Raw genomic sequence first — 25,459 nt, forward strand, 5'->3', positions numbered from 1 at the left:
GGCTGATCCGTAAGTGCGCCTGATCAAACCCTCGCGTTCGAATTCGGCCAAGTAGCCGTTCACGGTCTTCCGAGTTAGGCCCACCATTTCGGCGAGCGCCTCCTGGCTGAGCGATAGCACGTATTTTCCGGCTTGCTCCTCTGCCTGCGCGAGGCGCGTGATCCGGGCGGCGAGCCGCTGACGCGGGGGCAACGCAATCACCTCTGCAGCGAGCTGGAGCAGATCGCGCACCTGCAAATAAAGCAGCGCCGCGACAGCTTGCCAAATTTGCGGCCGTTTCATTGCGATCTGAGTCAGGGCACGGTCGGACGCGAGCAGGATCAGACTGTCATTCATGCATTGGACCGTAACCAATCCCGGGCCTCCGCCAAACCGCGTCGTCTGACCAATCGCGCCGCCAGGAGCTGTAGGGCCGATCAGAACCTCCCGATCGGGCGCCCTCAGAGCACAGTTGAGTGAGATTCGCCTCGCCGAGACGATTTTTGCGGTGAGGCCGCCCTTGGCGCAAAGCGGAAGTAGGACGAGGTCGCCTTAGGGTCATTCTCGACCGACTCTGCGGGTTTCGGCTACCGTTCGACGTCTGCTCCTCCCCGAAAGCGCAGTACTTGCGGACTGCATCCTGCTGCATGACCGATCAACCTGGTGCGGCGCCGCAACGAGCTCTCGGCGTCCCCAACCGAGAGTAATGGCTCGATTCCGTGCAAATTATATAGGAATTTCAATGAAATACGAGTTCGCAGTTTTATTCTGAGTGGCGCGCCATTTCCAAAATTTCCCATTGAAATAGTTAGTCAATTTTGGGTTTTTGTCCCACTCCAATTCCCAGTGGGACAGTCAATGTTCTACATCCGATCCCGGATCGGCATCAGGTGATTTCCTTCGTTTGGTGCGTCGCGTGTACATGCGCTCACTGCCGTTTTGATATCGACGCATGACCACTTCGGTGCCATCCCCGCTCGGAAATACAACGATCGGCTCGATCCGGTGAGGCTTAGGAGGTTTGCCAACGGGACGACCTATCGCCTTCATGTGTTCGTACATCGACATCGACATCGACATCGACGCGGCGTTGAATGCTACGTGCACATGGCTGCACCTGCCACAGGTAAGCGTCAAATTCGCATTGCGCTTAAGCTGTCCGAAATTGAGCGCCGCCTCCTCGCCGCACTGGGGCAAGAGACGGCCATCAGGTCCGCTTTCATTTGACGGCCATTGCGTTGTTTTAGGGGGCACCCAAGCTGGGCGAGTCGGGGCGAGAGCTCTCGATCCATGGGCCAGCCGAAGCCGCGCGGCGGCTGCGTTTCTAGTCGATCGCCGGCTCCTGGGACGCCTTGAATTTCAGCTTCACCATCGCCGTGCTGGTTGCATTTGTCAGCAGATCGAAGTTGCCCCGCGCCTTCCGTCCCTTCTCGAGGATCGTGATCTTCAGGTTCGAGAAATTCACCTGCCTGATCACGTCGGGTCTGACGGCGGTGATGCGGCACCCTGGCGTTGCATCGATAAAGAAGATGTTCTTCTTCAGGGTTGGACCCGAATGGGTATTCTCCGATTCGTTCACCTCGCCGGCGATCTCGTCGCATGAGCGCGCGGGGGAGGCCGATGGCGCCGGCGGCATAGACTCCGCTTCGGGCGCCCGCGGCGGGACCGTCGCGAGCGCCGTACCGGGCTGCTCGGGAGGCCGCGCGGCCGGCACGGCGGGCGGAATCAGGACAGGCGTCGGTACCGCGGCCGGTGCCGCGTACGTTCCCTCGGGAGCTCTTTCCGCAGTCTTCGCCGTTGGCACGGCGGCCGGCGCGACTGTCGCCCTGATCTTCTCGAAATAGACGAAACCGGCGGTGCCGGTCACGGCGAAGCACATCAGCGTCGCGGCCAACGGCCAGGCCCAACCGTGTGCAGCGGCTCGATTCTTCGGCGGCGGTTGGACCGGGGGCGGACGTGTGCCGACGGTGCCACCCTCACCGGGCATCGCGACCCTGTAGGCGTGCACCGGCGTCGGGATGTTCTTAAGCTCCTGGGCGCCGATGTCGGCGAACTCGACTGAGAGCCTATTAGCTACCTGCTCGTGGACTGCACGCGAGACGCAGATGCCACCTACCTCAGCGAGGCCCTCCAGCCGCGCGGCAATGTTGACACCATCGCCGAGAAGATCGCCGTCCCGTTCGACGACGTCGCCGATAGTAATGCCGATACGGAAGCTCATATGCCGGGTGGGCTGGTAAGCCATGTTCCGGGTACGGAGACTCTCCTGGATGTCGATGGCGCAACGTACTGCCTCGACAGCACTGGGAAACTCGGCAAGGACGGCATCTCCGGCGGTATTGAAGATACGGCCGCCCGCCTTGGCGATAAAATCATCAACCACCTCGCGGTAGGCGGCGAGGCGGCGCAGCGTCTCCTCCTCGTCCTCGGCGACAAGTCTGCTGTAGCCCGCGATGTCGGCGGCAAAAATCGCCGCAATCTTGCGCCTCATCGATGCTGCTTCCCAGAAATCCTTTACGGCAATTTTTCGTGATAATCGTGAGCGAAGTCAACGCGCTCTTCACGGCATCCTAAACAGGCAAGGCCTCCAGTGCCTGCACGCGGATCGCTGTGGTTTCGACGCACCAGTCGTACCGTAGCCCGAATCGACTTCGCGTCACGATTCGGCTGTTTAGCAAGACGCGATCCTAGTTGCAGGCGCCGTCGCAGGCGGTGGCAAAACCAAGCTCTGCCAATATGGATCGGCCGGGCTTCGTCACGCCGAGCAGGGCGACAACGACAACCGCAATCGCTGCGAGCACAAGAGTTCGTCGGTAAGACATAGGCGCGAATCCTTCTTGGTAAGCCGGTCATAAGCCGACCATTTGAATGCTCTGTAGGGTGGGCGCTGGGGTCGTCCATTGTGACCACCGTGAGACATGACCCAAATGAGCTAGTCAAAACTTGATTGCCTTCGCAGTCATCTCTGCTCGTCATGTCGTGGGGCAACCACGTGAGAATCGAGGAAATTCAGTCGCCTTTTTCTTCCTCGTCGTCATCGCTGTCGTCGTCTAGCAGGTTAAACGTAAGCGTCCCGGTGACGACGTTCAATTCCCGGAAGTTCTTCAGTTCGTCCGGTCCGCAGGTGTAGTTCGGGGTCCGCATGCGCATGAATTGCTGGCGCTCGATACAGATCGGGACCGATCCGTCCCACGTGCCCGTGTCCGATGCGCCGAACAAATAGGCCGACCCACTGACCATGCGCTGCGAGGTACATTCGCCGTCATCAAGGTTGAACCAGCCTCGCACGACGAAGTACTCGCTCTCTTCCGCGTCGCGATAGGAAAGCGCCACGGAAACCTTCTCTCCAGCCTTGTTGCATACTCTCAGGGTCGACGTCGCCAGCGCATCCGCGGATGCCGGTTCAGTGCCGGCGTTCACGCACGTTAGCAGCACGACGATGCCGCAAGCGGCGGCCTGTCCGAGCAATGAACGATAGTTTGCGTGCACTTATTTCTCCTGTGACGGCGTGAGCCGGCTTGATATCAAGAAGTGTTCTTGAGGGGCATTACCCGGAACCAACCGGGAAGCTCGCGTCGTCTCTGCTCAGCGGCCCGCGCCGCCTCGCTGTGTTCAGTTGGCGATGTCCGGATCCAGCGCCTTGGCGGCGGCAATATCAGCGGCGCCCGTCCGATCGCCCCTGCTCGATTTCGCCATGCCACGCCGATAGAGCGCTTGCGCATTCCTCGGGTCGATCTGCACGGCCCGATCATAGTCGGCGATCGCTCCGGCGAGATTGCCCTTCTTTTCGAGCAAGGCGGCCCGCGCCAACCGCAAATCCACATCGTCCGGCTTGATGCGAATCGCCTGGTCGTAGTCCGTCAAATTCTTGTCTATTGCGCTCTCGTCCCTGTACTCCGCTCGAATTCTATAATTATCCGCGAACGTCGGCTCTTTGGAGACAAACTCGTCGAGATATTTCATCACTTGGGGTGCGCCATCGACCATTTCCTGCACCAAATGTGCGCGGCTATCGAAGTTATATTTATCGTTTGGATCGAGCCGGATCGCCAAACTGTAGTCAGCGAGAGCCTTCTGGTAGTCCTTCAGCCGTCTCCAAAGTGTTGCGCGTTCGTAGGCAGCTTCTGACGTCGGCGCACTCGCAATCGTGGCATCGTATAGTTGTATGATGGACATGTAGTCGGCTCGAGCTGCATCAACCTCGCCTTTGCGCTCCAGCAAGTCGGCTCTTGATTTGAGATAGCTGACGTTCTTCGGGTCCAACTTGATCGCCATGCCATAGTCGTTCAACGCGGCCGCGGCGCGATCACTAGCCACATTGAATTCGGCGCGCTTGGCGAAGTTCTCTGCCGACGGCTCTAGTCGAACGAGCTGATTCAGATCTGCTAAAGCCCGAGTTGCGTCGCCTTTCTCCTTCCAAAGACTGCTGCGGCCCAAATAGAGCTTCGGATTGTTTGGCTGCAGCGCAACCGCCGCATCAAAGTCCGCAATAGCCTGATCATAGGAGTCGATCTTGTCCCAAAGCTCGGCCCGCGCAGTGTAGCGTTCCGGGTTCTTGGGATCGAGTTCGATCAACCTCGTCCGGTCGGCGATCGCCTGGTCCCACTTCGAATCGTTCATATATCGATCGGCACGAATCTCGAGAGCGTTGATGCGATCCTCAGTAGAAGTCTGAAGCGAATCGATGACGGTGTTACATGCGTCGACGCCATTCTCTGAGGCGCACCGAGAGAAAGGCGTATTGCGTTCTGCCGAGGTCGTGGCAAAAGCGACGACGTAAATTCCCGTGAGGATGATCGCTCCTGCCTTCAGGTTCCTGTCGAAGATTACTGGGGCAGATACCGTTGACCAGGTGAAGCCCGGACGAGCGAGACGGGCGGCTGGCCACGCCAACGCTGTAGGCAGTGCCATGGCAAAGAAATAGATGAGACTATCTCCTTGTAAGATGGTTGGAAAGGATATCAGTCTCGAGACGGCCGCCAGGAGCAGCCCCATGGCGAATGGAATCAGCCATACGAGGGTGATTGTGGCCGCGTCCAGGGCGGAGGACACGCGCGATTGCGGCGTGGTCAGTAGACATCCCGCGAGTACGACGGGTAGCGGGATGACGATGAGAGAGAGTGTACCCACGGACGAGTGAAAAACCGCATACCGATAGACGAGCAAGAGCGCAATGAGCATCAATGCCGCCAAGACCGTGCGGTCTCGGAACTTGCGCCATAAAGCCGCGCTTGCGCCCACGCAGCCAAGGAAGAATGAAAGCTCCGTTGACGCAATGTAACCCGCGTCGTAGCTGCCCAGGCCGACATAACGAAGTATCGGAATGGAAGCGGGGCCAAGCCAGCAGATCGCGCCATAAGCCACCGCTGCCTTGCCGCGGTCCGTCCAACCGAGTTGCAGCCTTCGATCAAGGAGCCAGATAGCGACGAGAACGACCATGCCGCTCAGAAGCCCAATGACGACATACGTCAGCATGCCGGCGGGCGCGTGAGTTGCCGCATCCGGCACCTTGGATAGAGCGACCAGCGCGAGCAGCACGACAAGAGCCTCTTGGAGTGTTTGTCGGTCGCATGCCGTTCCAAGCCTTGCGGTCCAGCTCTGTCCGGCGGCGCTACCCTCACTGTGCTTGTCAACGCGCTTGAATAGGGTGGCTAGAAAGTCCCGCGGCGACTTGCCGGATTTGCGTGCCTTGCCATCCCCGGTTTGGTTTCCGACCATATAGGCGTGCACCGGGTCCATATTCTTGATCGGCTGCGCTCCCATGTCTGTGAATGGGACGGAGACTCTGTTTGCAACCTGCTCGTAGACACCGCGTGACACGCAAATGCCGCCGACGTCTGCCAAGCCTTCGAGACGCGCAGCAATGTTCACGCCTTCGCCAAGCAAATCGCCATCACTTTCGTGAACATCGCCGATCGTGATGCCTATCCGAAAGCTCATCTGCCGGCTGGGTGGGAAGGCGCTGTTCCTGGTCCGGAGGCTTTCCTGGATGTCGATGGCGCATCGCACCGCATCGACTGCGCTGGGAAACTCGGCAAGCACGGCATCGCCAGCGGTGTTGAAGATCCGCCCGCCGGCCTCGACGATAAATTCGTCGGTGACCTTCCGATAGGCCTTCAGTCTGCGAAGCGTCTCTTCTTCGTCCTCGGCAACCAGGCGGCTATAGCCAGCGATATCGGCAGCAAAAATGGCGGCGATCTTGCGCTTCATGACGATCTAAATGCATCCTGCGGCATGGTTGGGCGACCCTGCTGCCTTGTCGCAGGCATGCACCTGCGAGGCCGCCGTGAAAAGCAACGTCGCGCCGACCTGGGAGCGTTTCATGGCAATCCTTCATGCTCCGGAAACTAAATGGTTCAGGGCATAGTTGAACGCCAAGCTGGGAGCATGACCCAAATGGGTCATGCGGCCTTCCGATCACTGGCCATACACGAGTATAAGGATACTGCCGCCGATCATGTCGGGAGGCCCAAGCGTGTTCTGTAGAGGTCGGCTCAGGAACAGACGCCAGAGATCGATGAATATGAGAAGCCGGCAGTGCTTCCGCCCCTTGCCAACGTCGTCGGCCCGGAAAATATCCGCGCCTAGCTCATTTGGGTCATGACGGTCCATCGACAGCCACGCCTTGGTGGTGCGGCCGCCCAGACCGAATGAGGAGAGCCTCGTGCAACGGCGCAGCTACGCTTCGGTCTCAGGCAGCAGCCCGACAGAACACGTCGATCTGTCGTCGCCTGAATGGTTCTCCAATTGACGACGATGGTAGGAGCTACGCATGATTGGGGAGGGTGGACTTGCTTGGGGGGCTGTTATGAGACGCTCGATCGCCATTTCGCTGTTGTTGATCTGTGCTGCGCCTGCTGAGGCTGCGCCGCCTGCGAGCTGCGCGGGCAAGTTTATTGGCGTGTGGACCCATCAAGGCATCGCGGGGATCATGAGCACTTCGACGATCCTCGGCGATGGTCGAGCACTATGCAGTGACAATTCCGCCTGCGTTCAGGGGACCTGGACCTGTTCGGGAAACGTGCTCACTTATGACAATGGGATGTATAAAACCGACTACACGCTTCAGCCTAACGGCACAATGACGGCGCGAGGCGGAATCGTCGTGACGAAGAAGGGGCGTCCTTTAGGGGCAGCTGCTAACGTGACTGCCGACATTCTTGGCATCAGTCGCGAGGTACCTGCATCGCCGTCACCATCTTCCACCGTGGCACCGAAACCGAGCAGAGAGGCAATGCCGGACCCCGCTGACCGAGCGAAGGCGGAAGCGGCTGCCCGATATGCACGCACGCTGTTCAGCGCCGGGCAGGCGGCTGCGCGCGTGGCGCGCGAACCGGGAGGAGGACCCGCGGATTGGTCGACCGCCGAAGATCGCTTTCGGGAAGCCGCTACCGAATTCAGAAAGGCCGGGGACGTTCGCAACGAGAAGATTGCGCTGGATGACGCCGCAATCGCCCGGCGAGAAGCTGCCAAGCCTCCGCACAGCCTGGCGCAAGCGCCGAAATCGCGAAAAGGTATTGCGAAGGATAGTCTACGCTGCAAGTTGTACGAGAAGCAGCTCGAGGCTACGGCCGACGATCCTCGAACAGCCGAGCTGTTGGCAAAGCTCCGCAGCGAGCATAAGGACGCGGGATGTTGAAAGTCGTCGCAGACCTTGGAATGTCGATTCCCAAAGCATTCGCAAGTCGAGATTGAAGAGAAGCTACTCGGCGATTGAGACGAAGCCGATCAGTACTCCAGGTAGCCGACCGACTTAGTCTTGGCGGTATTGGAGGTCGATCCGCGTCCGTGGGCGTTTCTCTTCGAACTCCCTGTCGAGGAGGAGGGTTAATTGACCGACACCCGAAGCGCTTCACGCCGAACACGATTTGTGCTGCCGAGCAGCTCTCCCCGAGCCGCGAGGTCGCGCTGCTTATTCACCGTCGCCATTTTTTTGCGCACGTTGATCCGGTTGCCATGACATCTTTCTACGCACCCAATCACCTCAAGCACATTGCGGGGCTCGAAGAGCGTTTCGGGCCGGTCAGTGACGAGGTCGCGGTCGCCCTGAGATCGCTCGTCCGGGTGATCTGCCAGTATGAAGATCCCATCGATGCCATTCCCTTTCTCGAGCGCTGTCTTGCAATCGAGGAAGCCTTGCATGGTCCCGAAGTCACCCTTTCCGACCTCAACACCTGGATCGGTAAGGCGGGAGGCGTGGACTTCGAATACGTCGAACCGCTTCAGCTGCGGCGGCTGGCAGTCAAGACCGTCATTTTCGGCGAGACGAGCCGGGAGGTCGCAGCGGAATGCGAAGCCCTTGCCCGACGTTACGCATCGAACGGGCCTTATTCCAAGGCCAGGTCATTCCTGGAGCGAAGCATCGCGATCAAGCAAAAGCTCTGCGGCGCCGTCAGCGTCGAAGTCGCAACCGCCGTCGATCTCCTGGCCGAGACGAGTGCGCGGCTGGAGAAATGGAAGGACGCCGGGACGGATCTTCAGCGCAGCCTGGAGCTGAAGGAAAAAGTCTTCGGACAGAGAAGCGAGGAAGTCGCACGGGCACTGCTATCGTCCGCCATCGTCTATGCCAATGCGAGTAAGCTGCAGCGCTCCGGGACCAGAGCCAGACATATCCACGAAGCGGTAACCGCCTTCGAGCGCGGCCTGACCCTGCTGGAAGAGAGGTTTGCGCCGGACAGCCTCGAGGTGCAGAAGGCGCTCGAAGCCATGATACGCGCCTATGTGGACTGCCGGGAATTTTGGAAGGCCGAGCCGCTCTTGAAGCGCCTGCTTGCGATATGCGAGCAGGCATACGGCGATGATGCCGCGGCCTTGCTCTGGGTCCTCGCGGAGCTGGCGAAAGGATATGCGGACGAGAGCGCCGAGAAAGCCGAGCCGATGCTGGAGCGAAGCTTTGCGGTGCTGCGGACGTTCCTCGATGCCAAGAAGCCGATCTATCGTTCTGGCATCGCGGGTCTGTCCGGCAACAGGGAGGTGCTCTATGGCGCGGGCATCCTGGAGCAGCTTGTCCAGGCGCAGGAGACGTTCCGGAGCAATTTGAGGAAACGTTGGGGAACTTCGGGCTAGATCGCACATGACGGACTACGACCAAAGGAAACGGGAGTGCTATTGCTGTGGCAAGGTCTCCGAACATTGGGAGCTCATGAGCTCGAACTCGTTCGGCTCGCGCGACCTCGACCAGCGGCCGTCGGGCATGTTTCGCTCGACCATTGGCAGCTGGCTACAGGAATGCCCTTACTGCGGCTATGTCGCCCCGAGCATCGACAAGGGCGATGCGAAGGCGCGCTGCTTTGTCGATACGCCGGAATTCCGGGCTGCTTCGCTCGATCCTTTGGCCGAGCCGGCATCGCGCCGCTTCCTGGTCCGCGCGGCACAGGACGCCTATTACGGGGACCGCAGATCAGCCTTCCACAATACGCTCTGCGCGGCCTGGGTCGCCGACGACAGAGGCCGGGAGGCCGATGCGGTAGCACTGCGCCTCAAGGCCGCCGGCCATCTCGGGGGAGGTCGCATCACATCGATCGACACCCGCCTGCTGCTGCTCGACGTTCTGCGACGCGCCGCGAGCTGGCAGGCCGCCGAAGCGCTGGCAGCCGAATTGACCGCCGAAGAGCTCGAGTCCCCTTTTAGCGACATCGTGGCCTTTCACCGCGGCAAGATCGAAGCGAGGGACAGCGGCCGGTATAAGATCAAAGAGGCCTACGCGTTCAAGCCGGAGCCGAACAGGAGCGAGGCGGATCCGGAATTGGTCAAAGCGCTCGCGCGGCATTTGAAGATCATCAAGAGGCCTGACAGTGCATGACGCGACTCACATGCATCATTCTCGTCTCGTGCGCGAGCCGTGTGCCGATAGAGCGGTCGCAATGACGGGATCAGGTTCGGTTGGCTGTGCCAAGGCCGCAGCACCCTGCTTTCCTGAACATCGCCTACGGCCGCTCGTCCAATGCCTTCAGCTCCGCCATCGCCCCGCTGTATTCCATGAAGCTCTTCCGACAGTCCGCGGCGGCGAGCCGGAACAGCCGCACGGCCTCGGCCTTCCTGCCTTGCTGGAGGGCGAGCTCGCCGACATAGAAGCGCGCCTCGCAGAGCTGGTTCTGCCGTGTCTCGGCGGTGCCGCTATCGGCCGCAATTAGCACCGCTTCGGGCGTGTCCTGTCCGAGGTAGAGGCGGGTCACCGGCACCGGCCATTTGGTCATGTCGATCAGCCGGCTTGCCTCGACCAGGCGGCTCGGCAGATTGCTGCGCCGGGTGGCGATCTCGAGCCACAGGGCGCCGTAGGCATTGTTGGGGCTAAGCTGATTGTATTGGGCGAGATCGGCGACGGCCTGGCCGGCGCACCCAAGGCAAGGTTTAGACGGCCACGGCTAAAATAGGCATTCGCATATTTGGAATCGATGGTGATGGCCTGGCTGTAGTCGGCGATGGCGCGGTCGAGGTTGCCTTTGTCTCGGTAGGCACGGCCGCGGTTGTTGTAGGGCTTTGCAGATTTTGGATCGATGGCGATGGCCTGGTTGTAGTCGGCGATGGCGCGATCGAGGTCGCCTTTTAGCGCGTAGGCATTACCGCGGTTATTGTAGGCCGGCGCATTTTTCGGATCGAGAGCGAGGGCCTGGCTATGGTCGGCGATAGCGCGGTCGAGGTCACCTTTGTCTTGGTAGGCGTTCCCCCGGTTGCTGTAGGCCATTGCGCGATTGCGCGTACTTTCCGCGCTCGACTCAATCAATTTGGTACAGCCGCGAATGCGCTCATCGGGGGAGGTTGGAACGCGAGGGTCACAAATATCCCATTCTGGAGCCACCTCGGCAAAAGCGACGTCGGTCTCCGGGAGCGCGATGCACAGGAGGGGGCTGTGGCGAGCACAAGCAACGCTTTTGAGAACGGCGATCTCTTCATCCGGATGCTTTCAATATTCGGGAGCTGAAATACACAGTGTGATCTCAGCGAATCTCTGCTCGGTGGTGCATCGGGCTGTAACGAAGCAGGCTGTGGGAGCGACGTCCAGCACTTGGCTAAACCCGGCCGCATTTTTCGATCGGGCGGCGCCAGCCGGAAACGTCGATGTGCGGGATGTCATAGTGCTGTTGTCCGCTCGCGATCGTCAGCGGGTCTGCTTTTGCGATCAGGTCGAGCAGGCGCGATCTCACCCTGTCCCAGCGCCGTCCATAGAGGTCCGCGTCTTGCCTCGCAAACCCAAGGTCCCACTGGATGAATGTGGTTTGATCGTCCCCGGAGGGCTCTTCGAATTCGCCGCGCAATGTCATGCGGGCGCGGCCATTCCTGATTTCGACGGATGCGCTGCCGGATGTTTTCGGCGTGCCCGGATATTTCACATGCAGTGCAAAGGCGTGACCACAGCCGAGCAGGAAGATGAGCTTGCCGTTCTCCGAATAGGTCAAGGAAGGTTGATCTCGCCAGTCGAATTCAAGCTTCCACGATCCGGCGATGCCGTAGCCGGGGAAGGCCAGCAGCAGCGCCGCCGTGGCGAGAAGGATAGAAAGCGCTCCGCACGATCGTGACATGGACATCACCAAGTTTGGCCCGCAATCTGCGTCGCCGCCGAGCTCACGGACATGACCCAAATGGGTCATTCGGGGTGCGATTTTCTCCGCAACTCTATCCGCTCACCGTTCGAGTCGGCCGGTGGTGCAGCGGCGTGCACTGCGACGATGATCGTTGCGGCACCAGCCGGCCGGCCAGCGCTGCGAGTTCGCTTTGCCGGGACATGTCGAGCTTTTCAAACCCCGCTTCAGTACGTTGCCTGCCGCTTCATTCGCTGCATTCCGGGAGGGGATATCATCCATGAGTTCGCTGAAGCTTAGAATTATAGCGATTGCAGGGTCGATGCTGTTCTCGACCGCGACGTTGGCCGACGAATGCGATTCCAAAGCTGCGGAAGCGGCCGCAAAGATCGGCGGAAAGATTTCGTACCGATTGGCGATCGGAACCTATGTCGAACATCCGAGCGTCGAAACACTCGCGGTTATGTGTGAAGATCACAAGGCGATCGGCGTCGTCGCGGAGTCGCGCAAGAAAACGCCGTCAGCCGATTACTACGAGACGGTCGGGCTGTTTATAGCCTCTGCATTCCCCCCTATTACCTCCCAAGAAGCATCATCTGAATCGTTGAAGTGCCTGACAATGGCCCTTTCAAGGGAGCGCGAATGGGCATACACCGAAACAAAGGGCCTCCGGTTTCAGTGCCGATCCGATAGCGACGGCTCAGTCCTGGGGGCACGTCCCACTGGGATTGCGTCCGGTCTGAAGTAAGGACCCGATTCTCCAGCGGCACGTGCGGGGGCCCATGTCACCTTCGATCGCCACTGCTGCTTGATCTTGATGCGACGAGCTCCGCCTGTCGATGCGTCTCCGTCTTGAACACTGATTCAGATGGTTGCGAGCCGTCTCGTGTGCGAACAAGTCGAGGTAATGAAACACCCGAGCATAAGGGCGACCCCAGTCCGCCTTGCCGCGCCCCAGAGTGAATGGCGGCGAACTGACCCGTTTGGGTCATGGCGAGGCGCTAGGCTTTCTCTACTTTCGGCAAGCCATCGATCCCCGAACATCACCATGAGCGATTCCGATGATCTGCGCTCCCGTGTCCCTCAAGTCCGTGGCCGCGCTCGGCCTTGTTATTCTGGCTCAACAAACGGCGCAGTCGGCGCTGCCGGTCGACCGATTGCACGAGAGCTTCAACGCCGCGGCAGCAAAGAGAGGAGGCGCACTGCGAATGGAGCTGAGCCGTTGCATGAAGGACGAACGCTCCTCTAAGGCCGTCAGTTGCTACTACACGCTTGCAAATGGCATCGCGATAAAAGCTCGGGCAGGTGAGGCAAATGGACCGGTCGAGCGGGTAGAGGTCGAGCTGCCTGGCGACAAGGAGAGCGCGACCCGGCTGATCAGAACGGCAGGAGCGCTCGCGGTAACACTTATCCCGGACCTGTCCGATCCTGACATGAAGGCGCTCATGCAAAAACTCTCGAACGCGACCGAGAATGTATTTGGTGATGCATATAAGCGCCTGGATGCGTTCGAATTCCGGGTGCAGATCGAGAAAGACAAGTCCACCCTCGACAAAGTTCATCTTTAAGGCATCGCGCGCGATGGGCCATCAACAGCGGGACGACCTGATCCCGCTTTTCGGGCGCGACCTCGATGCTCCCCATGATCACAAGTTTGGCCATGACGATCTTCTTCCTGACGGCTGAGCGGGATGCGTTGATCGATGTCGCAACGCCGCTCGCTCGATCTGTTGTGCGTGCTCATGGTCTCGGCGCGCCATGCGAAGTCTTCAAGTTGCCTTGCGAAGGGGCCGGAACGCGTCGCGGACCTCCCTGCTGAAGATCTCGGGCTGCTCCCACGCCGCAAAGTGACCGCCGGCCTCGGCCTGATGGAAGTAGATCAGCTTGGGATAGGCCTTCTCGGCCCAACTCCGGGGCGCCACGAAGCTCTCGCCGGGAAATGCCGTCACGGCGGCCGGAATCGGGACGTTGGCAGGAAGATAGAGGTTTGCTTTGTTTTCCCAGTAGAGCCGCGCAGAGGAAATTGCCGTGTTGGTCACCCAGTACAGCGTGAAGTTGTCGAGCACGTCGTCGCGGCTCAACGCACCCGCGGAGTGCCCGTTGACGGCGCGCCCGAGCACCGCCGATTGCATCGCCGAGGCCGGCTGGGCAAAGCCATCGCCGTGGTCGAGCAGCCAGGCTGCAAGGCCGGCCGGCGAATCCGTCAAGGCTGCCAGCGTTTGCGGACGCGTCCCCATGATCTGCGCGTAGGCGCGCCGCTTTGCGAATTGAATCTTGAGCTGGTCAAAGGCGCGCTTCTCATCCGGAGCAAGATTGTCCGGAGCGGGATTCCCCGATGCGACCGCCTTGAAGATCTCGGGCGGAACGACGCCGGGCAGGTTGACATGGATACCGACCAATTCCGGCGCGCCCAGTTTTGCCATTTCATTGGAGACGGGCGAGCCCCAGTCGCCACCCTGCGCGACGAACCTCTTGTAGCCGAGCCGCTTCATCAGCACGACCCAGGCGCGCGCGATGCGCTGCGGATCCCAGCCCCTCGTGGTTGGCTTGCCCGAGAACCCGTAGCCGGGCATCGAAGGGATCACCAGATGGAAGGCGTCTTCCGCGACGCCGCCATGCGCGGTCGGATCGGTCAAGGGATCGATGATCTTCATCTGCTCGATGACCGAGCCAGGCCAGCCATGCGTCACGATCATCGGCAACGCGTTTTCGTGCTTCGAGCGGACGTGAATGAAGTGGATGTCGAGCCCGTCGATCTCGGTGATGAACTGCGGCAGGGCATTGAGCCGAGCTTCGACCTTCCGCCAGTCGTAATCGGTCTGCCAGTAGCGGACGAGGTCCTGGAGCATTGTCAGCGGCACGCCTTGGGAGTCGTCGGCAACCGTCTCCTTGTCGGGCCAACGCGTCGCCGCCAGGCGACGGCGCAGGTCGACGAGATCGACTTCCGGGATATCGATACGGAAGGGACGGAGATCGTCGCCCGTTGCGGCCGGCGCCCGACGTAGCGCAAACAGGTTGGCTACTCCTGCCGCAGCAAATCCTGTGGCAGCGCCGAGAAGCAGCTTGCGCCTGTCGTGGTCGATAGTCTCATGCTTTGGCTCCACTGCGGCGATTGCAATTGGCTTGCGAGATTGCGTAGTCATTTGGCGATCTCCTCAGTATGGGACGCGGCCGGCAAAGCCGCGATCACGTCGGCGGTTGTCAGGATCGAGTGGGCGTAGGTCGGGCCGTTCAGCTCGTGGGCGGCATGCATCATGTCGTGCGTGAAAGCAGCCGTGGCGTCGCGCACCAGCGTGACGTGATAACCGAGCTCCATGGCGTAGCGGGCGGTGGACTCGATGCAGGTATTGGCGAGCAGCCCGACTACGATCACGTGGGTGATCCCCTTCTGCTTCAGCTGGAAATCCAGGTTGGTGTTGGCGAAGCCGCTTTGACCCCAATGTTCGCTGGCGACGATATCGCCTGGTTTTGGCGCGAAGTCAGGATGCCACTCGCCGCCCCATTCGCCACGCGCGAAGTGGTGTACATGCATGACCTTCCGCTGCGTGGGGTTGGGATGGTCCCAGTGCTCATAGTCGCCCGGCTCCCACCGGCGATGCGGAACGATCACGACCTGGATGCTCGCGGCACGGACGGCGCCATCCAGCCGGCGAAGGTTGTCGAGTAGCCCAACCTCATCGGCGATCGGCTTGATGCGCGGATAGACCTTGCCGCCCTCGGACAAGAAATCATTGTAAGGATCGACGAAAAGCAGAGCGGTTCTCCCGCGTGGATAGACGGTCTCGGTCACTGTCGCCTCCTCGGGCCGCCATGCGGCCGGTTGCATCGGATTCAGTCGGGCAGCTTTTGGCCGGTCTGCTCTCGCATGATGTAATCGGCGTACCAGTCCGGCCAGTTTGCATCGGGTCCGCTCGCCCGCTTCTCATGTTCGCCATGAGCGACGGCCGCGCGACGGAGTGCTGCGGTGAGATCGGCTGGCGAGGCGAATGTCGCCTGATCTTCGCTAACGCGACCCGCCAGCCGCTGCGTGACCTGCTGGAGCAGCCAGACATTCCCGTCCGGATCGTTGAACGTGGCCAACGAGCCGTAGCTGGGACGTTCCGGATCGGGACCCGGGATGGGACCTTGCGGTCCGCGGTGAAACACTTCGCTCACTTCGATACCGCGAGAGATCAGCTCGGCGCGGGCCGCCTGGATGTCGTTCACGATGAGAAAGCGGGGTAGCGCCGGTCCCGTGCCGAGATGGATCGAGGCCGGTGAGCCCGGAGGCGTGAATTGCACAGCCCTGGATCCGTCGGCCCTGACGAAATCGGCGTCGAGCCTCCAACCCAGAGTTTCATAGAAGCGCTTGGCGCGGTCGACGTCTGAAACGGGAATGACTGTGACTTCCAGCTTCATGTCGACCTTGCCGGGTTTTGCGTCCTTGCTTGCGGTGGTCATGGTTCGCTCCTCTCGACGAACCGGGCGCCAAAGGCGGCCCGTTGCAATTGAACCGACGCCGTTCCATATTGCTATGAAAGTCATAGGCAAAAGCACGATGAAGAAAACGTGATGACGATGAATGACAATACTGCTGACCGAACACTCTGCCCCGTGGCACGCGCCGAGACAGTCGTAGGCGATCGCTGGACGATATTGATCCTACGCGAGCTGTTCATGCAGATGCACCGCTTCGAGGAGATCCAGGCGCAAACGGGTGCCACACCGCAAATGATCGCGGCGCGACTGAAGAAGCTGGAAGCGGACGGCATGGTGAAACGGCGTGCCTACAGCAAGCGGCCGCTGCGCCACGAGTATCAACTCACGAAGAAAGGCGAGGCCTTCTATCCCGTGATCATGGCGTTACGCGCCTGGGGAGAGACCTGGTGCAAGTCGCCTAAGGAAGGCCGCGCAGTGAACTATACGCATCTCACCTGCGGCAAGCCGGCGGGCCTTGGTCCGACCTGCGAATCCTGTGGTAAGCCGCTTCATCGCGAGGATCTGGTCGCCGAGCGGGCTCCCAAATACCAACGAGAGCGCGACGCGCGGTGGGAATCTTTCAAGGCGAACCGCTAGATATTCCGCACCCGCGCGATACCGTCGCGTCATGCCGCCCCAACGCTCTCAAACTCGCAAGAAGCATCCCGTGAGGTTCGCGAAGGGACATACAGACACATTGGACGTTGCCATGTCGGTCCACGAACTTCGACTGAACGTGCCGACTCATCGGAATGCAGCACGAATCTCATCGATGGCCAGCCTTGGATTCTGCAGGTGGGGGAAATGCCCCATGCCCGGAAGAAGGGTCAGCTCCGCGTGCAGCCTTTCGGCGAGCTCTACTCCCATCTCCTTGTTGATGTAGAGATCCTTCTCCCCCCAAACCACCCTCACGGGCGTCTCGAGCCGGGCCAGTTGCGATTCAAAGTGATCCTGGTCTCGCGTAAAGTGCGAGTAGTAGTGGGAGAACGCGTCTGCCGTCGTCATCGCTCCCTGGGTCCATCCTCGGGACATGTCGTCCTTGAATTCACGCGCGACTTCAAAATGGCCTTCCTTGGGCAAACCTCGCGTGAAGGTGTTCTCCAGGATCTCGTCGCGATTGCTGTTCAGGTTGGCGCGGACCTGGTCCATCGCAGGTCCCGCCTTCAGGCTTTGCAGGCTCGCATACATGAACTGGGGCCTGTTGAACGGGGCGAAATCGCCCACGATGATCGTCCTTGCGATGTCGGGCTTTTCCACGGCCAGCAGGAGCGTCGGCAGCGCTCCGATATCGGTTGCGTAGATCGTGAGCTTCGATGTGTCGATGCCCGCCTTCTCAATGTATCGATCCAGAACACGCGCGTAGTCCCTGGGCGCATAAGAAAACCTGTCGACCGTTGGCCTCGATGAGAGTCCGTAACCTGGCCAGTCGAAAGCGTGGACCTCATAGTCATCAGCTAGAGCCTTGGCAACGTCCTTCCAGGCATACAGGGTCTCCGGAAACCCATGCAGGAAGAGAACGGTCCCTTTCGGGTTCGAGTGGCGCAGAACCATTCGTCTGAGCGTGATATCTTTGTCGATCTCAAAGAAGTCGATCGCGTCGTCGTTCACTGGCTGTGACATGACGCACATCCTTTCGCTGCTTGCTGTGTTTCTCGTGGATGAAGTTGCTCACGTCTGCATCGGGTCAATCGCGTCATTTTTGGCTCGCTCGCTCGATGTCTGCAAGTCGACTGTCCTTTCCATCGCGGAAGAGGCGATTATCATTGCTATCCGGCTGCCTTGTAGCCGATGCTCCCCCAACGGGTTCACAAAGTCGCCCGAGCGACACACGGAGAGGAGACAACATGAAACTCGTTTATGCCGCCGCATTGGCACTTGTTGGCTGCCTTGTCGGCTTCAATTCCGCAAACGCACAAGGAACCGCTATGAAAACGACGCCGACGACCAAAATTCTCGCCATCGGGACCATCAATCCCGGTTTTGAACAGTCGCAGGTCTTTGCTGTCCTGCCGGATGAAGTTCGGGAAACTGTCGACCTCTACCTCGATGGCAAGATCGAGCAGTGGTACTCCCTACAGGGAAAGCCGGGTGTGGCGTTCATCATCAACGTCACCGATCCGGCCGTCGCTCACGAAATGCTCGAAAAGCTGCCTTTGGGTAAAGCACATATGATGAGCTTCGAACTGATACCCATCGGCCCGCTCAACCCGCTTCGCTTTTTGCAGGGCATGCAGCCGAAACCTTGAGATATGCAGGGCCTTGCTTGGACGTCATGCGCGGGCGCCTGTCTGCCAAAGCGTGACCGTGGAATTTGCGAGCAGAGAGTCGCTCGTCTGGACTTGTCTCTCAATACGGACGGCCGCCGCTGCCGACCGTTGGAGATCGTGTGGTCGGCCGCCGCATCTAGGCCGACGAGAGATCGCGCAGAGGCTTGTGCCGCAAGATTCTTCTGACCGAGCGGGAGCAAAGTCCGCAATGCACCAAGCAGCCGAGGCAATTGTAGACCTGCGCAGTCGAATTTAGCTCGGCATCAGCCGAGGTGACAGCCTCTCTGATGTCATGATCGCTGACAACATTGCATGAGCAGATGATCATTCTGAGTGCGCTTTCTGGCATTCCGTCATCGTGCGAGTGGATCTAATCCGCTGCCGACCCATCACTGCCCCAGGCAAATAGTGGTCTACATCGTGGTCCAATGATGGGTCGTTTCAGCGCTTGACCTAGCAGATTGCCAAGAGACGATCAGTGATACCCCACATCGGCGCGAACCTTTCCGCGAAACACCCAATATGACCAGCTCGAATAGGTCAGGATGACAGGAATCAGGAACAGCGTTCCCACCAGAAGGAAGGCCTGAGTGCGCGGCGACGAGGCGGCCTCCCACAGTGTCAGCTGGTAGGGCACGATCATCGGAAACAGGCTGATCGCCATGCCAATGTAGGCCAGGACGAAGAGTGCGATCGCACCAAAAAATGGCGCCGCCTCGACCTTGCCGCCGAGAGACCGCCATGTCCCGAGCGCGATCATGCCGGACAGTACGGGTACCGGTGCGAACAGCGCGATGTTGGGCCAGCTAAACCAGCGCGCCGCCACCGCGGGGCTCATGATTGGGGTCCAGATGCTCACGATCGCGATCGCGGTTACGACACCGACGAGGCAGATGCGGCCTTGGCGACGTGCAGCGGCCTGAATGGCACCGTCCGTTTTCAGAATAAGCCAGCCGGCGCCGAGAAGGCCGTAGCCGAACATCAAGGCGACGCCAGTCAGAATGGAAAAGGGCGTGAGAAACGCAAAGGACGTTCCCGCAAATTGTCCGTCGCGGACCGGGAAGCCCTGGACGAATGCGCCAAGCACGACGCCTTGCGCAAACGTGGCCGTGGCGGATCCGAGGCAGAATGCGTGATCCCAGAACGTCTTGTTTTCAGCGTCGCGAAACCGGAATTCGAATGCAACGCCGCGGAACACCAGTGCGAGCAACATGACCAGGATGGGAAAATACACCGCTGGAATGATTACGGCGAACGCAGTCGGGAATGCTGCGAGAAGGCCAAGGCCGCCAAGCACCAGCCAAGTCTCGTTACCATCCCAGATCGGGGCAATCGAGTTCATGATGGTGTTGCGGGAGCGCGTATCGGACGCCAGGCCAAAGAGCATCCCCACGCCGAGATCGAAGCCATCGAGCAGCACGTAGAAGAAGACGGCCAGTGCAAGGATCACTGTCCAGATCGGAACCAAATCGAGCACCTCGGTCATCACACTTCTCCTTTCACGACGTTGATTGCGGGAGCCAGGACCGGCGCCGCAGCTATTCCAGCCTCGATTGACGTAGCCGCTTCACTGCTCTCGAGCGGGCCCTTGCGAACAAGCCGAGCCAACAGGATGACCCCGCTGGGATAGATCAGCAGATAGACCGCCATGTAAGCCAGGAGCGACAGCGTAACGTCATGGCCTGTCAGAGACGGCGTGACCGAGGCTGCCGTGCGCAAGAGTCCATAGACTGTCCACGGCTGCCGGCCGACTTCGGTCACGAACCATCCGGCAACGACCGCGATAAAGCCAAGCGGAATCGCACACTGACAAGCCAAGAGGTACAGCCGTGTGTCATAGAGTTGCCCGCGCCACCGTAACCAGCCGCCCAGAAGCACGAGCCCCAGCATCAGGCCCGCGCATCCGACCATCGCGCGGAAGGCAAAGAATGGAATTGCGACCGGCGGACGTTGATCGGCGGGGAAATCCTTCAGACCCTTCACCTCGCCATGGAGGTCGTGCGTCAGGATCAGACTTCCGAGCCAAGGAATTTCAATGGCAAACTTGTTTTGTTCGGCCTTGTCATCCGGGATCGCAAAGACTGTCAGCGGCACACCCTTGGCGGTATCCCAACGCGATTCAATGGCTGCCAGTTTTGCAGGCTGATATTTGCGGGTATTGAGGCCGTGCATATCGCCGATCACCATCTGCAGCGGCACAAGAAAGGTCAGGGCCCACAGCGCCATCGACATCATGGTGCGTGCTTCCAGGACGGATCGATTGCGCCGCAACAAGTATGCGCCCACACCGAGGACGACGAATCCGGTTGTCGTGAAGAATGCGAACGCCGTGTGCGCGAGCCGATAAGGAAATGACGGATTGAAGATTACCTTGATCCAGTCTGTCGGAATGAACTGGCCATTGACGATCTCATAACCCGCCGGCGTCTGCATCCAACTATTGGCGGACAGGATCCAGAAAGTGGAAAACAACGTCCCGATCGCCACCATGAAGGCGGCGAAGAAGTGCGCCCACGGCGGCACCAGCTTGCGGCCGAACAGCAGGACGCCGAGGAAGCCGGCTTCCAGGAAGAAAGCCGTAAGGCCCTCATATGCAAATAGCGGCGAGAGGACGTCGCCAGCTGCGGACGCATAGCGGCTCCAGTTGGTGCCGAACTGGAATGGCATGATCAGGCCTGTCACGACGCCCATGCCGAATGCAATGGCGAAGATCTTGGTCCAGAATATCGAATTGCGGACATAGACTTCGCGTCCGGTCGCAAGGCCCAAGCCCTCGAAGACGGCGATGAAGGACGCACATCCGACGGTGAACGCTGGAAGCAGAATGTGCCAGGCGACGACCCAGGCGAACTGGATGCGTGATAACAGAACTGGATCAAAGTGCATCGCTGGACCTCTTGTGTTACGGTAATGTTGAGAGAGCGACCGAAAGGAGCCCTCAAATGCCTGCAAAGCATTCAGGCTCGTTGAAAATAGACCGCGCAGTGCGGATGCATGAGTAAACGCTGCCAAATCGCGGCAAATTCTTCAAAGTGGAGGAAGCATCTACGCTGAGCGCACGCTCAACGGTCATTGAGCGCATGCAACTCGGCCCGGCATTCCTCGCTGAAGGCCCGCAGCGGATTGACGGCGTGGCCGTTCATCAGCTCGCGAACTTCAGAAAGGGACTTGTTGGGCAAGAAATATGTGTCGATGATCAAATGAATGACCGCGTCCGCCTTCTCGATCACGGCGGTGCTTGATACGACACGCATCCGGTTGATCAGCGCGTAGACGCTGACCAGTGCGGAGACCTCCGCCTGATCGTGGACGAGCGCGTCGGCGTAGAGCTTCGAGGCCTCATCGATGAATTGCTTGTACAGCTTTTGTCGTCTGGTCTTTTCCCCCGACAGCCGCTTTGCGCGATCCTGATGGTGTAGCGTGAGCCAGGCTGACGCGAACGACGTAAGGCCGCCGATCGTCGACCCCGCCAACGCTGCCAATGCAGGGAGGTAGACCGTGTTCATGGCACAAGCGGCCCCTCAATGATCGGACCCGGGAGTAGCGACCCGCGCGGGCTCGGGGATCAGGCGCGAGCTGCGCTGGCCGGTGAAATACGACCAAAGCCACTGCCGCTGCACGCGCAGGCGATTCTGTAGCTGCGGCAGGGCGAGGATGTGAACGCACGCCCACACCAGCCAGGTCAGGGACCCGCTTGTCCGCAGCCAGCCTCGCTCTAGCACGGCGTAATTCTTGCCGACGACCGCCATGTTGCCTTTGTCGAAATAATGGAACGGACGTTTCTCTTTTTGGCCCTTCAGCTCCTTCGCGATCAGCCGCCCGACGTAGCGTCCTTCCTGGATCGCGGCCTGCGCCACGCCCGGCACCGGATGTTCGTTTTGCATGACCGACGCCGCATCGCCCACGACGAACACGCCCGGCGCGTCTACGACCTTCAGGAAGGGATCAACGAGTGCGCGTCCCGCGCGGTCGGTCTTGGTGCCGAGCATCTTTGGAATAGGCGACGCCGCAACCCCAGCGGTCCACAGCACCGTGGCGCTCGGAATCCGGCTTCCGCCGGCGACCACGCCCTCCGCGTCGACGGTCTCGACCTTCGCTCCGGTCAAGACCTTCACGCCGAGCTTCGTGAGTCGTCGGGTCACCCTGCGCGACAGTGGCTCAGCAAAGGTCGGCAGAACCCGCTGCCCTGCGTCGAGCAGAATGATGCTGGCGTGCGCTGGGTCGATATGGCGAAAGTTTCCGCGCAGTGTAACCGTCACCATTTGCGCGAGGGATGCCGCGAGTTCTACGCCGGTGGGGCCTGCTCCGACCAGCACGAATGTCATCTGGCGCGCGCGTTCGCTTGCGTCCTCGGTCGTTGCGGCAACTTCGAACGCGCTCAGGAGTTTGGCTCGGATCGTCTCGGCGTCGTTGAGACTCTTGAGCGCCGGGGCAAATCGCGCGAACTCATCGTGCCCGAAGTAGCTCGGGCGCATGCCGGTCGCGACCACCAGATAGTCGTAGGCGATCTTGCGGACGCCCACGCCAGGGGAGGACGCCTCGATGGTGCGGGAAGCAACATCGACGCCGGTGACCTCCGCCAGGAGCACGCTGAGGTTTCGTTGCTTGACCTCGAGCTGACGGATCGGCGCTGCGATCTCGGCCGGCGAGAGGACTGCCGTCGCCACCTGATAGAGCAGCGGCTGAAATATGTGATGGTTGCGGCGATCGATCAGGACGACATCGACATCAGCGTGCCGCAGCGCGTGCGTCGCGGCGATCCCGGCAAAGCCACCTCCGATGACGACGACCCGCTTTCGCTCTCGGTGGGGAGCCTCGACATTGGCGGTTGCTTCGTAGGGCCGGGTCTCAGCCTGAATCGCACACATTGGTTCACCTCGTTCGTATTCTTTGTCGTCCACTGCGTCAGCAAGCTTTTGTGATGCTCTCAACGCGCCAGCCATTCGGGTTCGCGGCATCCCGGCGCGCGAGAAGCCGCCATTTTGCAATTTGCGGACTTGCTCAGTGCCGTGACTGCACTGAGCGGCTCTGGCTTCAACGTGGTCAGGAACACCACGAAGCCCAGGGCTCCCAGGACGAACGTGATCATGCTCAAGACGTGTTTCATATCAGCGCGACGCATTTCCGCTTGGTGCCGCGGCGGCCCGACGCGGCGCCCATCAATTGCTGAGAGCGCGGACTATTCGGCCGCCACGTGCGCCGGGCTCTTCGTAAAATTGGGTGGACGTTTCTCGAGGAAGGCCGAGAGCGCTTCCTTGGCCTCTGGCCCGTTCACCCGCTCCATGAACTCCTGGCTTTCACTCTCGATCGCCGCCTTGAGCTGGCCTATCGAAGGCTGCTTGAGGAGCCGCTTGCTCGCCAACAACGCGCCGCTCGGTTTTGCCGCCAGCTTCTGCGCCGTTGCGGTGGCGGTCGCGAGCAGATCGCTGTCGGGCACAACGCGGGTCACGAGACCCAGCTCAGCTGCCCGCGCGGCCGTGAAGGGCTGTCCCAGCAAGTACAATTCCGCCGCCCGGAGATGGCCTACGCGGGCCGGTATCGAAAAGCTCGATCCGAACTCCGGCACCAGCGCCAGGTTGATGAACGGCAGCTGGAATTTCGCACTCTCGACCGCGTAGACGAAATCGCAGTGCGTCAGCATCGTGGTTCCGCCACCGATAGCCGCGCCTTGGACGGCTGCGACGATCGGCTTTTCGAACTTGACGAATGCGTCCATCAGAAGCCCTTGCGGAAATGCGCCCGGCTTGGGCGGATTCTTGAGGAAATCCACGACGTCGTTGCCAGCGCAGAACACGTTTCCGGTGCTGTGCCAGAGCACGACACGGATCGCGTCGTCCTTGTCAGCTTCGTTGAGGATGCCGGCCAGGCTCGTGTACATGCCCGACGTCATGGCGTTCTTCTGGGCCGGGCGATTGAGCTGGACCCGCAGGATCGCGTCGGTACGCTCGGTGATGATGTCGCTCATTGTCTGCTCCTTTGCTCGCTGTTCTTCGCCACGATTTTCAGGCGTGTTCCTTGACTTTCGGCACCGCGCCGCTCGTGCGCAGGTCCTCGATTCCTTTCGCGTCGAACCCCAGGTCGCGCAGGATCTCTTCGGTGTGCTCGCCGAGGTCGGGTCCCCGCCGGGCCGGGACCTTGGCGACACCGTGCACCTGAATCGGGCTGCTGATCGTCGAAGTCAGCTTGCCGCCGGCGCCTTCGAGCGGAACGACGATGTCGTTTGCCGCCAGCTGGGGATCGTTAATCACCTCTTGCGGGCCGCGCACGGCGCCGAACGTGACGTGCGCGCCGCTGAAAACCTCATACCAATGCGCCATCGGCTGCGCGGAGAAAACCTCGTCGAGGATGGCCGTGAGTTCCGGCATGTTCGCCATCAGCCTCGCCGGATTGGCGAATCGCTGATCGGTCAACAGATCCTGTCGGCCGATTGCCTTCGCCACAGCGGCCAACTTGTCGGGCGTGACGATAAGAACGAACCAGGTGCCGTCGGCTGCGCGATACACGTTGAGCGCCGCGTTGGCCGGATGCATGCGATCATGCAGCCCAAAGAACTTTGCACCGGCCAGCGCAGCCTGTATCGAAACGCTCGCCGACCAGATACCCTCGGCGAGCAGCGAGGTCGTGACATACGCTCCCTTGCCGGTGCGCTCGCGGCGGTAAAGCGCGGTGACGATCGCCGAATAGATTCCGACACCTGTCGCGTTGTCGCCGCTGCCGGCCACCGGCCAGGTCGGCGGCGCGCCGGCATCGCGCGTCATCGACAGCAAACCACTACGCGCCCAGTATGCCGTGATGTCGAAGCCCGGTAGATTGGCATCCGGTCCCTTTTCGCCGAACCCCGTAAGGTCCGCGTAGATCAGGCGCGGATTCCAGCGCACCACATCGTCATATTCGAGCTTTAGTTTTTTGCGCGCGGGATGTGGCGTATTGACGATGAATACATCGGCCCACTTGACAAGCTGCTCGAGGACTTGAGGGGCGCTGGGCGACTTCAGATCGAGCGTAATACTGCGTTTGTTCCGGTTGACGAGATGCCACTGATAGGGCTCATCTGCCGCCGGCTGCGGCGGGATCTTGTGCACATGTCTCCAAGGGTCGCCGTTCGGCGGTTCGACCTTAATGACGTCGGCGCCGAAGTCCGACAGGATGACGGCGGCGCCGGGCGCCGCGACGAAGCTTGAGAAGTCAACCACCTTCAGTCCAGAAAAAATGTTGTCGCTTGCCATTGGGTCTCTC

The 25,459-nt window shown here is 60.4% G+C and carries 25 protein-coding genes and 2 pseudogenes; 7 read left to right on the forward strand and 20 right to left on the reverse strand.

Annotated elements, in window-relative coordinates; translation table 11 throughout:
• The 5 genes and pseudogenes from YUU_RS52695 to YUU_RS61595 all read right to left on the reverse strand — a co-directional run.
• Positions 1 to 336, reverse strand: a 336-nt coding sequence (locus YUU_RS52695; RefSeq protein ID WP_156944685.1) for a Crp/Fnr family transcriptional regulator, incomplete at its 3' end; no start/stop codon positions are given.
• A 1,276-nt stretch (positions 337 to 1,612) separates the two neighbouring features.
• Positions 1,613 to 2,470 (reverse strand): annotated as a pseudogene (locus YUU_RS62840) (adenylate/guanylate cyclase domain-containing protein); the annotation flags it as partial.
• 518 nt (positions 2,471 to 2,988) lie between these two features.
• Complete coding sequence (locus tag YUU_RS0135540; RefSeq protein WP_084801687.1) at positions 2,989 to 3,468, reverse strand: DUF1036 domain-containing protein; 480 nt, start codon at positions 3,466 to 3,468, stop codon at positions 2,989 to 2,991.
• Positions 3,469 to 3,591: 123 nt separating this feature from the next.
• Positions 3,592 to 4,599, reverse strand: a complete 1,008-nt coding sequence (locus tag YUU_RS61590) for a tetratricopeptide repeat protein (protein WP_245288188.1) — start codon at positions 4,597 to 4,599, stop codon at positions 3,592 to 3,594.
• Positions 4,600 to 5,670: 1,071 nt separating this feature from the next.
• Positions 5,671 to 6,189 (reverse strand): annotated as a pseudogene (locus YUU_RS61595) (adenylate/guanylate cyclase domain-containing protein); the annotation flags it as partial.
• A 598-nt stretch (positions 6,190 to 6,787) separates the two neighbouring features.
• On the opposite strand from YUU_RS61595, the gene YUU_RS0135560 reads away from it, so the two are divergent.
• The 3 genes from YUU_RS0135560 (at position 6,788) to YUU_RS0135570 (ending at position 9,781) form a co-directional block, all read left to right on the forward strand.
• Positions 6,788 to 7,618, forward strand: coding sequence for a hypothetical protein (locus YUU_RS0135560; protein WP_027526625.1), 831 nt, complete (start codon positions 6,788 to 6,790; stop codon positions 7,616 to 7,618).
• Positions 7,619 to 7,935: 317 nt separating this feature from the next.
• Positions 7,936 to 9,045 carry a tetratricopeptide repeat protein gene (locus tag YUU_RS0135565; RefSeq protein ID WP_027526626.1) on the forward strand — a complete coding sequence of 370 codons (1,110 nt, stop codon included), beginning with the start codon at positions 7,936 to 7,938 and terminating at the stop codon, positions 9,043 to 9,045.
• A gap of 7 nt (positions 9,046 to 9,052) precedes the next feature.
• Positions 9,053 to 9,781, forward strand: a complete 729-nt coding sequence (locus tag YUU_RS0135570; RefSeq protein ID WP_027526627.1) for a hypothetical protein — start codon at positions 9,053 to 9,055, stop codon at positions 9,779 to 9,781.
• 124 nt (positions 9,782 to 9,905) lie between these two features.
• Here the strand turns inward: YUU_RS0135570 and YUU_RS52710 are convergent, their stop codons facing one another.
• The 3 genes from YUU_RS52710 to YUU_RS0135585 all read right to left on the reverse strand — a co-directional run bounded on the left by YUU_RS52710 (position 9,906) and on the right by YUU_RS0135585 (position 11,510).
• Entirely contained in the window at positions 9,906 to 10,175 is a 270-nt protein-coding gene (locus YUU_RS52710) for a hypothetical protein (protein WP_027526628.1), read from the reverse strand.
• Between the two features lie 5 nt (positions 10,176 to 10,180).
• Positions 10,181 to 10,663 (reverse strand): tetratricopeptide repeat protein, encoded by a 483-nt coding sequence (locus tag YUU_RS52715; RefSeq protein WP_051390054.1) that lies wholly within the window; start codon positions 10,661 to 10,663, stop codon positions 10,181 to 10,183.
• Positions 10,664 to 10,988: 325 nt separating this feature from the next.
• Complete coding sequence (locus YUU_RS0135585; RefSeq protein ID WP_156944686.1) at positions 10,989 to 11,510, reverse strand: hypothetical protein; 522 nt, start codon at positions 11,508 to 11,510, stop codon at positions 10,989 to 10,991.
• A gap of 268 nt (positions 11,511 to 11,778) precedes the next feature.
• Here YUU_RS0135585 and YUU_RS0135590 point away from each other — a divergent pair, with 268 nt between their 5' ends.
• Together YUU_RS0135590 and YUU_RS0135595 are read left to right on the forward strand one after the other, a co-directional pair.
• On the forward strand, positions 11,779 to 12,246 hold the full coding sequence (locus tag YUU_RS0135590; protein WP_156944687.1) for a hypothetical protein: 468 nt from the start codon (positions 11,779 to 11,781) through the stop codon (positions 12,244 to 12,246).
• A gap of 328 nt (positions 12,247 to 12,574) precedes the next feature.
• Positions 12,575 to 13,066 (forward strand): hypothetical protein, encoded by a 492-nt coding sequence (locus YUU_RS0135595; RefSeq protein ID WP_156944688.1) that lies wholly within the window; start codon positions 12,575 to 12,577, stop codon positions 13,064 to 13,066.
• Positions 13,067 to 13,267: 201 nt separating this feature from the next.
• Here the strand turns inward: YUU_RS0135595 and YUU_RS0135605 are convergent, their stop codons facing one another.
• The 3 genes from YUU_RS0135605 to YUU_RS0135615 are packed head-to-tail and all read right to left on the reverse strand — an operon-like array spanning position 13,268 to position 15,938.
• Positions 13,268 to 14,641: an epoxide hydrolase family protein gene (locus tag YUU_RS0135605; protein WP_027526632.1), complete on the reverse strand. Its 1,374-nt coding sequence runs from the start codon at positions 14,639 to 14,641 to the stop codon at positions 13,268 to 13,270.
• Positions 14,638 to 15,288, reverse strand: coding sequence for an isochorismatase family cysteine hydrolase (locus YUU_RS0135610; RefSeq protein WP_027526633.1), 651 nt, complete (start codon positions 15,286 to 15,288; stop codon positions 14,638 to 14,640). The genes YUU_RS0135605 and YUU_RS0135610 overlap by 4 nt, the downstream gene beginning before the upstream one ends.
• A gap of 41 nt (positions 15,289 to 15,329) precedes the next feature.
• Positions 15,330 to 15,938: a VOC family protein gene (locus YUU_RS0135615; protein ID WP_027526634.1), complete on the reverse strand. Its 609-nt coding sequence runs from the start codon at positions 15,936 to 15,938 to the stop codon at positions 15,330 to 15,332.
• Positions 15,939 to 16,049: 111 nt separating this feature from the next.
• On the opposite strand from YUU_RS0135615, the gene YUU_RS0135620 reads away from it, so the two are divergent.
• Positions 16,050 to 16,553 carry a helix-turn-helix domain-containing protein gene (locus YUU_RS0135620; RefSeq protein WP_084801688.1) on the forward strand — a complete coding sequence of 168 codons (504 nt, stop codon included), beginning with the start codon at positions 16,050 to 16,052 and terminating at the stop codon, positions 16,551 to 16,553.
• 147 nt (positions 16,554 to 16,700) lie between these two features.
• Here YUU_RS0135620 and YUU_RS0135625 read toward each other — a convergent pair whose 3' ends face one another.
• A complete protein-coding gene (locus tag YUU_RS0135625) occupies positions 16,701 to 17,576 on the reverse strand; it encodes an alpha/beta fold hydrolase (protein ID WP_027526636.1) in 876 nt (291 codons plus the stop codon).
• A 224-nt stretch (positions 17,577 to 17,800) separates the two neighbouring features.
• On the opposite strand from YUU_RS0135625, the gene YUU_RS0135630 reads away from it, so the two are divergent.
• Positions 17,801 to 18,202 carry a hypothetical protein gene (locus YUU_RS0135630; protein ID WP_027526637.1) on the forward strand — a complete coding sequence of 134 codons (402 nt, stop codon included), beginning with the start codon at positions 17,801 to 17,803 and terminating at the stop codon, positions 18,200 to 18,202.
• Positions 18,203 to 18,359: 157 nt separating this feature from the next.
• Here YUU_RS0135630 and YUU_RS57065 read toward each other — a convergent pair whose 3' ends face one another.
• The 8 genes from YUU_RS57065 to YUU_RS0135665 form a co-directional block, all read right to left on the reverse strand.
• Positions 18,360 to 18,572, reverse strand: coding sequence for a bacterioferritin-associated ferredoxin (locus YUU_RS57065; protein ID WP_371260536.1), 213 nt, complete (start codon positions 18,570 to 18,572; stop codon positions 18,360 to 18,362).
• A gap of 126 nt (positions 18,573 to 18,698) precedes the next feature.
• On the reverse strand, positions 18,699 to 19,709 hold the full coding sequence (gene cydB, locus YUU_RS0135635) for a cytochrome d ubiquinol oxidase subunit II (RefSeq protein ID WP_027526638.1): 1,011 nt from the start codon (positions 19,707 to 19,709) through the stop codon (positions 18,699 to 18,701).
• A complete protein-coding gene (locus YUU_RS0135640; protein WP_027526639.1) occupies positions 19,709 to 21,109 on the reverse strand; it encodes a cytochrome ubiquinol oxidase subunit I in 1,401 nt (466 codons plus the stop codon). The genes cydB and YUU_RS0135640 overlap by 1 nt, the downstream gene beginning before the upstream one ends.
• A 176-nt stretch (positions 21,110 to 21,285) precedes the next feature.
• Positions 21,286 to 21,729, reverse strand: coding sequence for a hypothetical protein (locus tag YUU_RS0135645; RefSeq protein WP_027526640.1), 444 nt, complete (start codon positions 21,727 to 21,729; stop codon positions 21,286 to 21,288).
• Between the two features lie 15 nt (positions 21,730 to 21,744).
• Positions 21,745 to 23,181, reverse strand: a complete 1,437-nt coding sequence (locus YUU_RS0135650; protein ID WP_371260537.1) for an NAD(P)/FAD-dependent oxidoreductase — start codon at positions 23,179 to 23,181, stop codon at positions 21,745 to 21,747.
• Positions 23,151 to 23,318 (reverse strand): hypothetical protein, encoded by a 168-nt coding sequence (locus YUU_RS0135655; protein ID WP_156944689.1) that lies wholly within the window; start codon positions 23,316 to 23,318, stop codon positions 23,151 to 23,153. Before YUU_RS0135655 ends, YUU_RS0135650 begins: the two co-directional genes overlap by 31 nt.
• Positions 23,319 to 23,402: 84 nt before the next feature.
• Positions 23,403 to 24,188, reverse strand: coding sequence for an enoyl-CoA hydratase (locus tag YUU_RS0135660; RefSeq protein WP_027526643.1), 786 nt, complete (start codon positions 24,186 to 24,188; stop codon positions 23,403 to 23,405).
• A gap of 37 nt (positions 24,189 to 24,225) precedes the next feature.
• Positions 24,226 to 25,449, reverse strand: coding sequence for a CaiB/BaiF CoA-transferase family protein (locus YUU_RS0135665; RefSeq protein ID WP_027526644.1), 1,224 nt, complete (start codon positions 25,447 to 25,449; stop codon positions 24,226 to 24,228).
• Between the last annotated feature and the right edge of the window lie 10 nt (positions 25,450 to 25,459).

The organism is Bradyrhizobium sp. Ec3.3, from assembly GCF_000472925.1.
GTDB lineage: Bacteria > Pseudomonadota > Alphaproteobacteria > Rhizobiales > Xanthobacteraceae > Bradyrhizobium.

Bases quoted from the DNA above. Each gene is read 5' to 3' on its own strand.
- YUU_RS0135630 (WP_027526637.1), top strand. From the start codon at position 17,801: ATGAAACTCGTTTATGCCGCCGCATTGGCACTTGTTGGCTGCCTTGTC.
- cydB (WP_027526638.1), bottom strand. From the start codon at position 19,709: ATGACCGAGGTGCTCGATTTGGTTCCGATCTGGACAGTGATCCTTGCA.
- YUU_RS0135660 (WP_027526643.1), bottom strand. From the start codon at position 24,188: ATGAGCGACATCATCACCGAGCGTACCGACGCGATCCTGCGGGTCCAG.
- YUU_RS0135615 (WP_027526634.1), bottom strand. From the start codon at position 15,938: ATGACCACCGCAAGCAAGGACGCAAAACCCGGCAAGGTCGACATGAAG.
- YUU_RS0135565 (WP_027526626.1), top strand. From the start codon at position 7,936: ATGACATCTTTCTACGCACCCAATCACCTCAAGCACATTGCGGGGCTC.
- YUU_RS0135650 (WP_371260537.1), bottom strand. From the start codon at position 23,181: ATGCCGCGAACCCGAATGGCTGGCGCGTTGAGAGCATCACAAAAGCTT.
- YUU_RS0135645 (WP_027526640.1), bottom strand. From the start codon at position 21,729: ATGAACACGGTCTACCTCCCTGCATTGGCAGCGTTGGCGGGGTCGACG.
- YUU_RS0135620 (WP_084801688.1), top strand. From the start codon at position 16,050: ATGACGATGAATGACAATACTGCTGACCGAACACTCTGCCCCGTGGCA.
- YUU_RS0135665 (WP_027526644.1), bottom strand. From the start codon at position 25,449: ATGGCAAGCGACAACATTTTTTCTGGACTGAAGGTGGTTGACTTCTCA.
- YUU_RS57065 (WP_371260536.1), bottom strand. From the start codon at position 18,572: ATGCCAGAAAGCGCACTCAGAATGATCATCTGCTCATGCAATGTTGTC.
- YUU_RS52715 (WP_051390054.1), bottom strand. From the start codon at position 10,663: ATGGCCTACAGCAACCGGGGGAACGCCTACCAAGACAAAGGTGACCTC.
- YUU_RS61590 (WP_245288188.1), bottom strand. From the start codon at position 4,599: ATGAACGATTCGAAGTGGGACCAGGCGATCGCCGACCGGACGAGGTTG.
- YUU_RS0135560 (WP_027526625.1), top strand. From the start codon at position 6,788: ATGAGACGCTCGATCGCCATTTCGCTGTTGTTGATCTGTGCTGCGCCT.
- YUU_RS0135605 (WP_027526632.1), bottom strand. From the start codon at position 14,641: ATGACTACGCAATCTCGCAAGCCAATTGCAATCGCCGCAGTGGAGCCA.
- YUU_RS0135640 (WP_027526639.1), bottom strand. From the start codon at position 21,109: ATGCACTTTGATCCAGTTCTGTTATCACGCATCCAGTTCGCCTGGGTC.
- YUU_RS0135625 (WP_027526636.1), bottom strand. From the start codon at position 17,576: ATGTCACAGCCAGTGAACGACGACGCGATCGACTTCTTTGAGATCGAC.
- YUU_RS0135590 (WP_156944687.1), top strand. From the start codon at position 11,779: ATGAGTTCGCTGAAGCTTAGAATTATAGCGATTGCAGGGTCGATGCTG.
- YUU_RS52710 (WP_027526628.1), bottom strand. From the start codon at position 10,175: ATGACCAAATGGCCGGTGCCGGTGACCCGCCTCTACCTCGGACAGGAC.
- YUU_RS0135570 (WP_027526627.1), top strand. From the start codon at position 9,053: ATGACGGACTACGACCAAAGGAAACGGGAGTGCTATTGCTGTGGCAAG.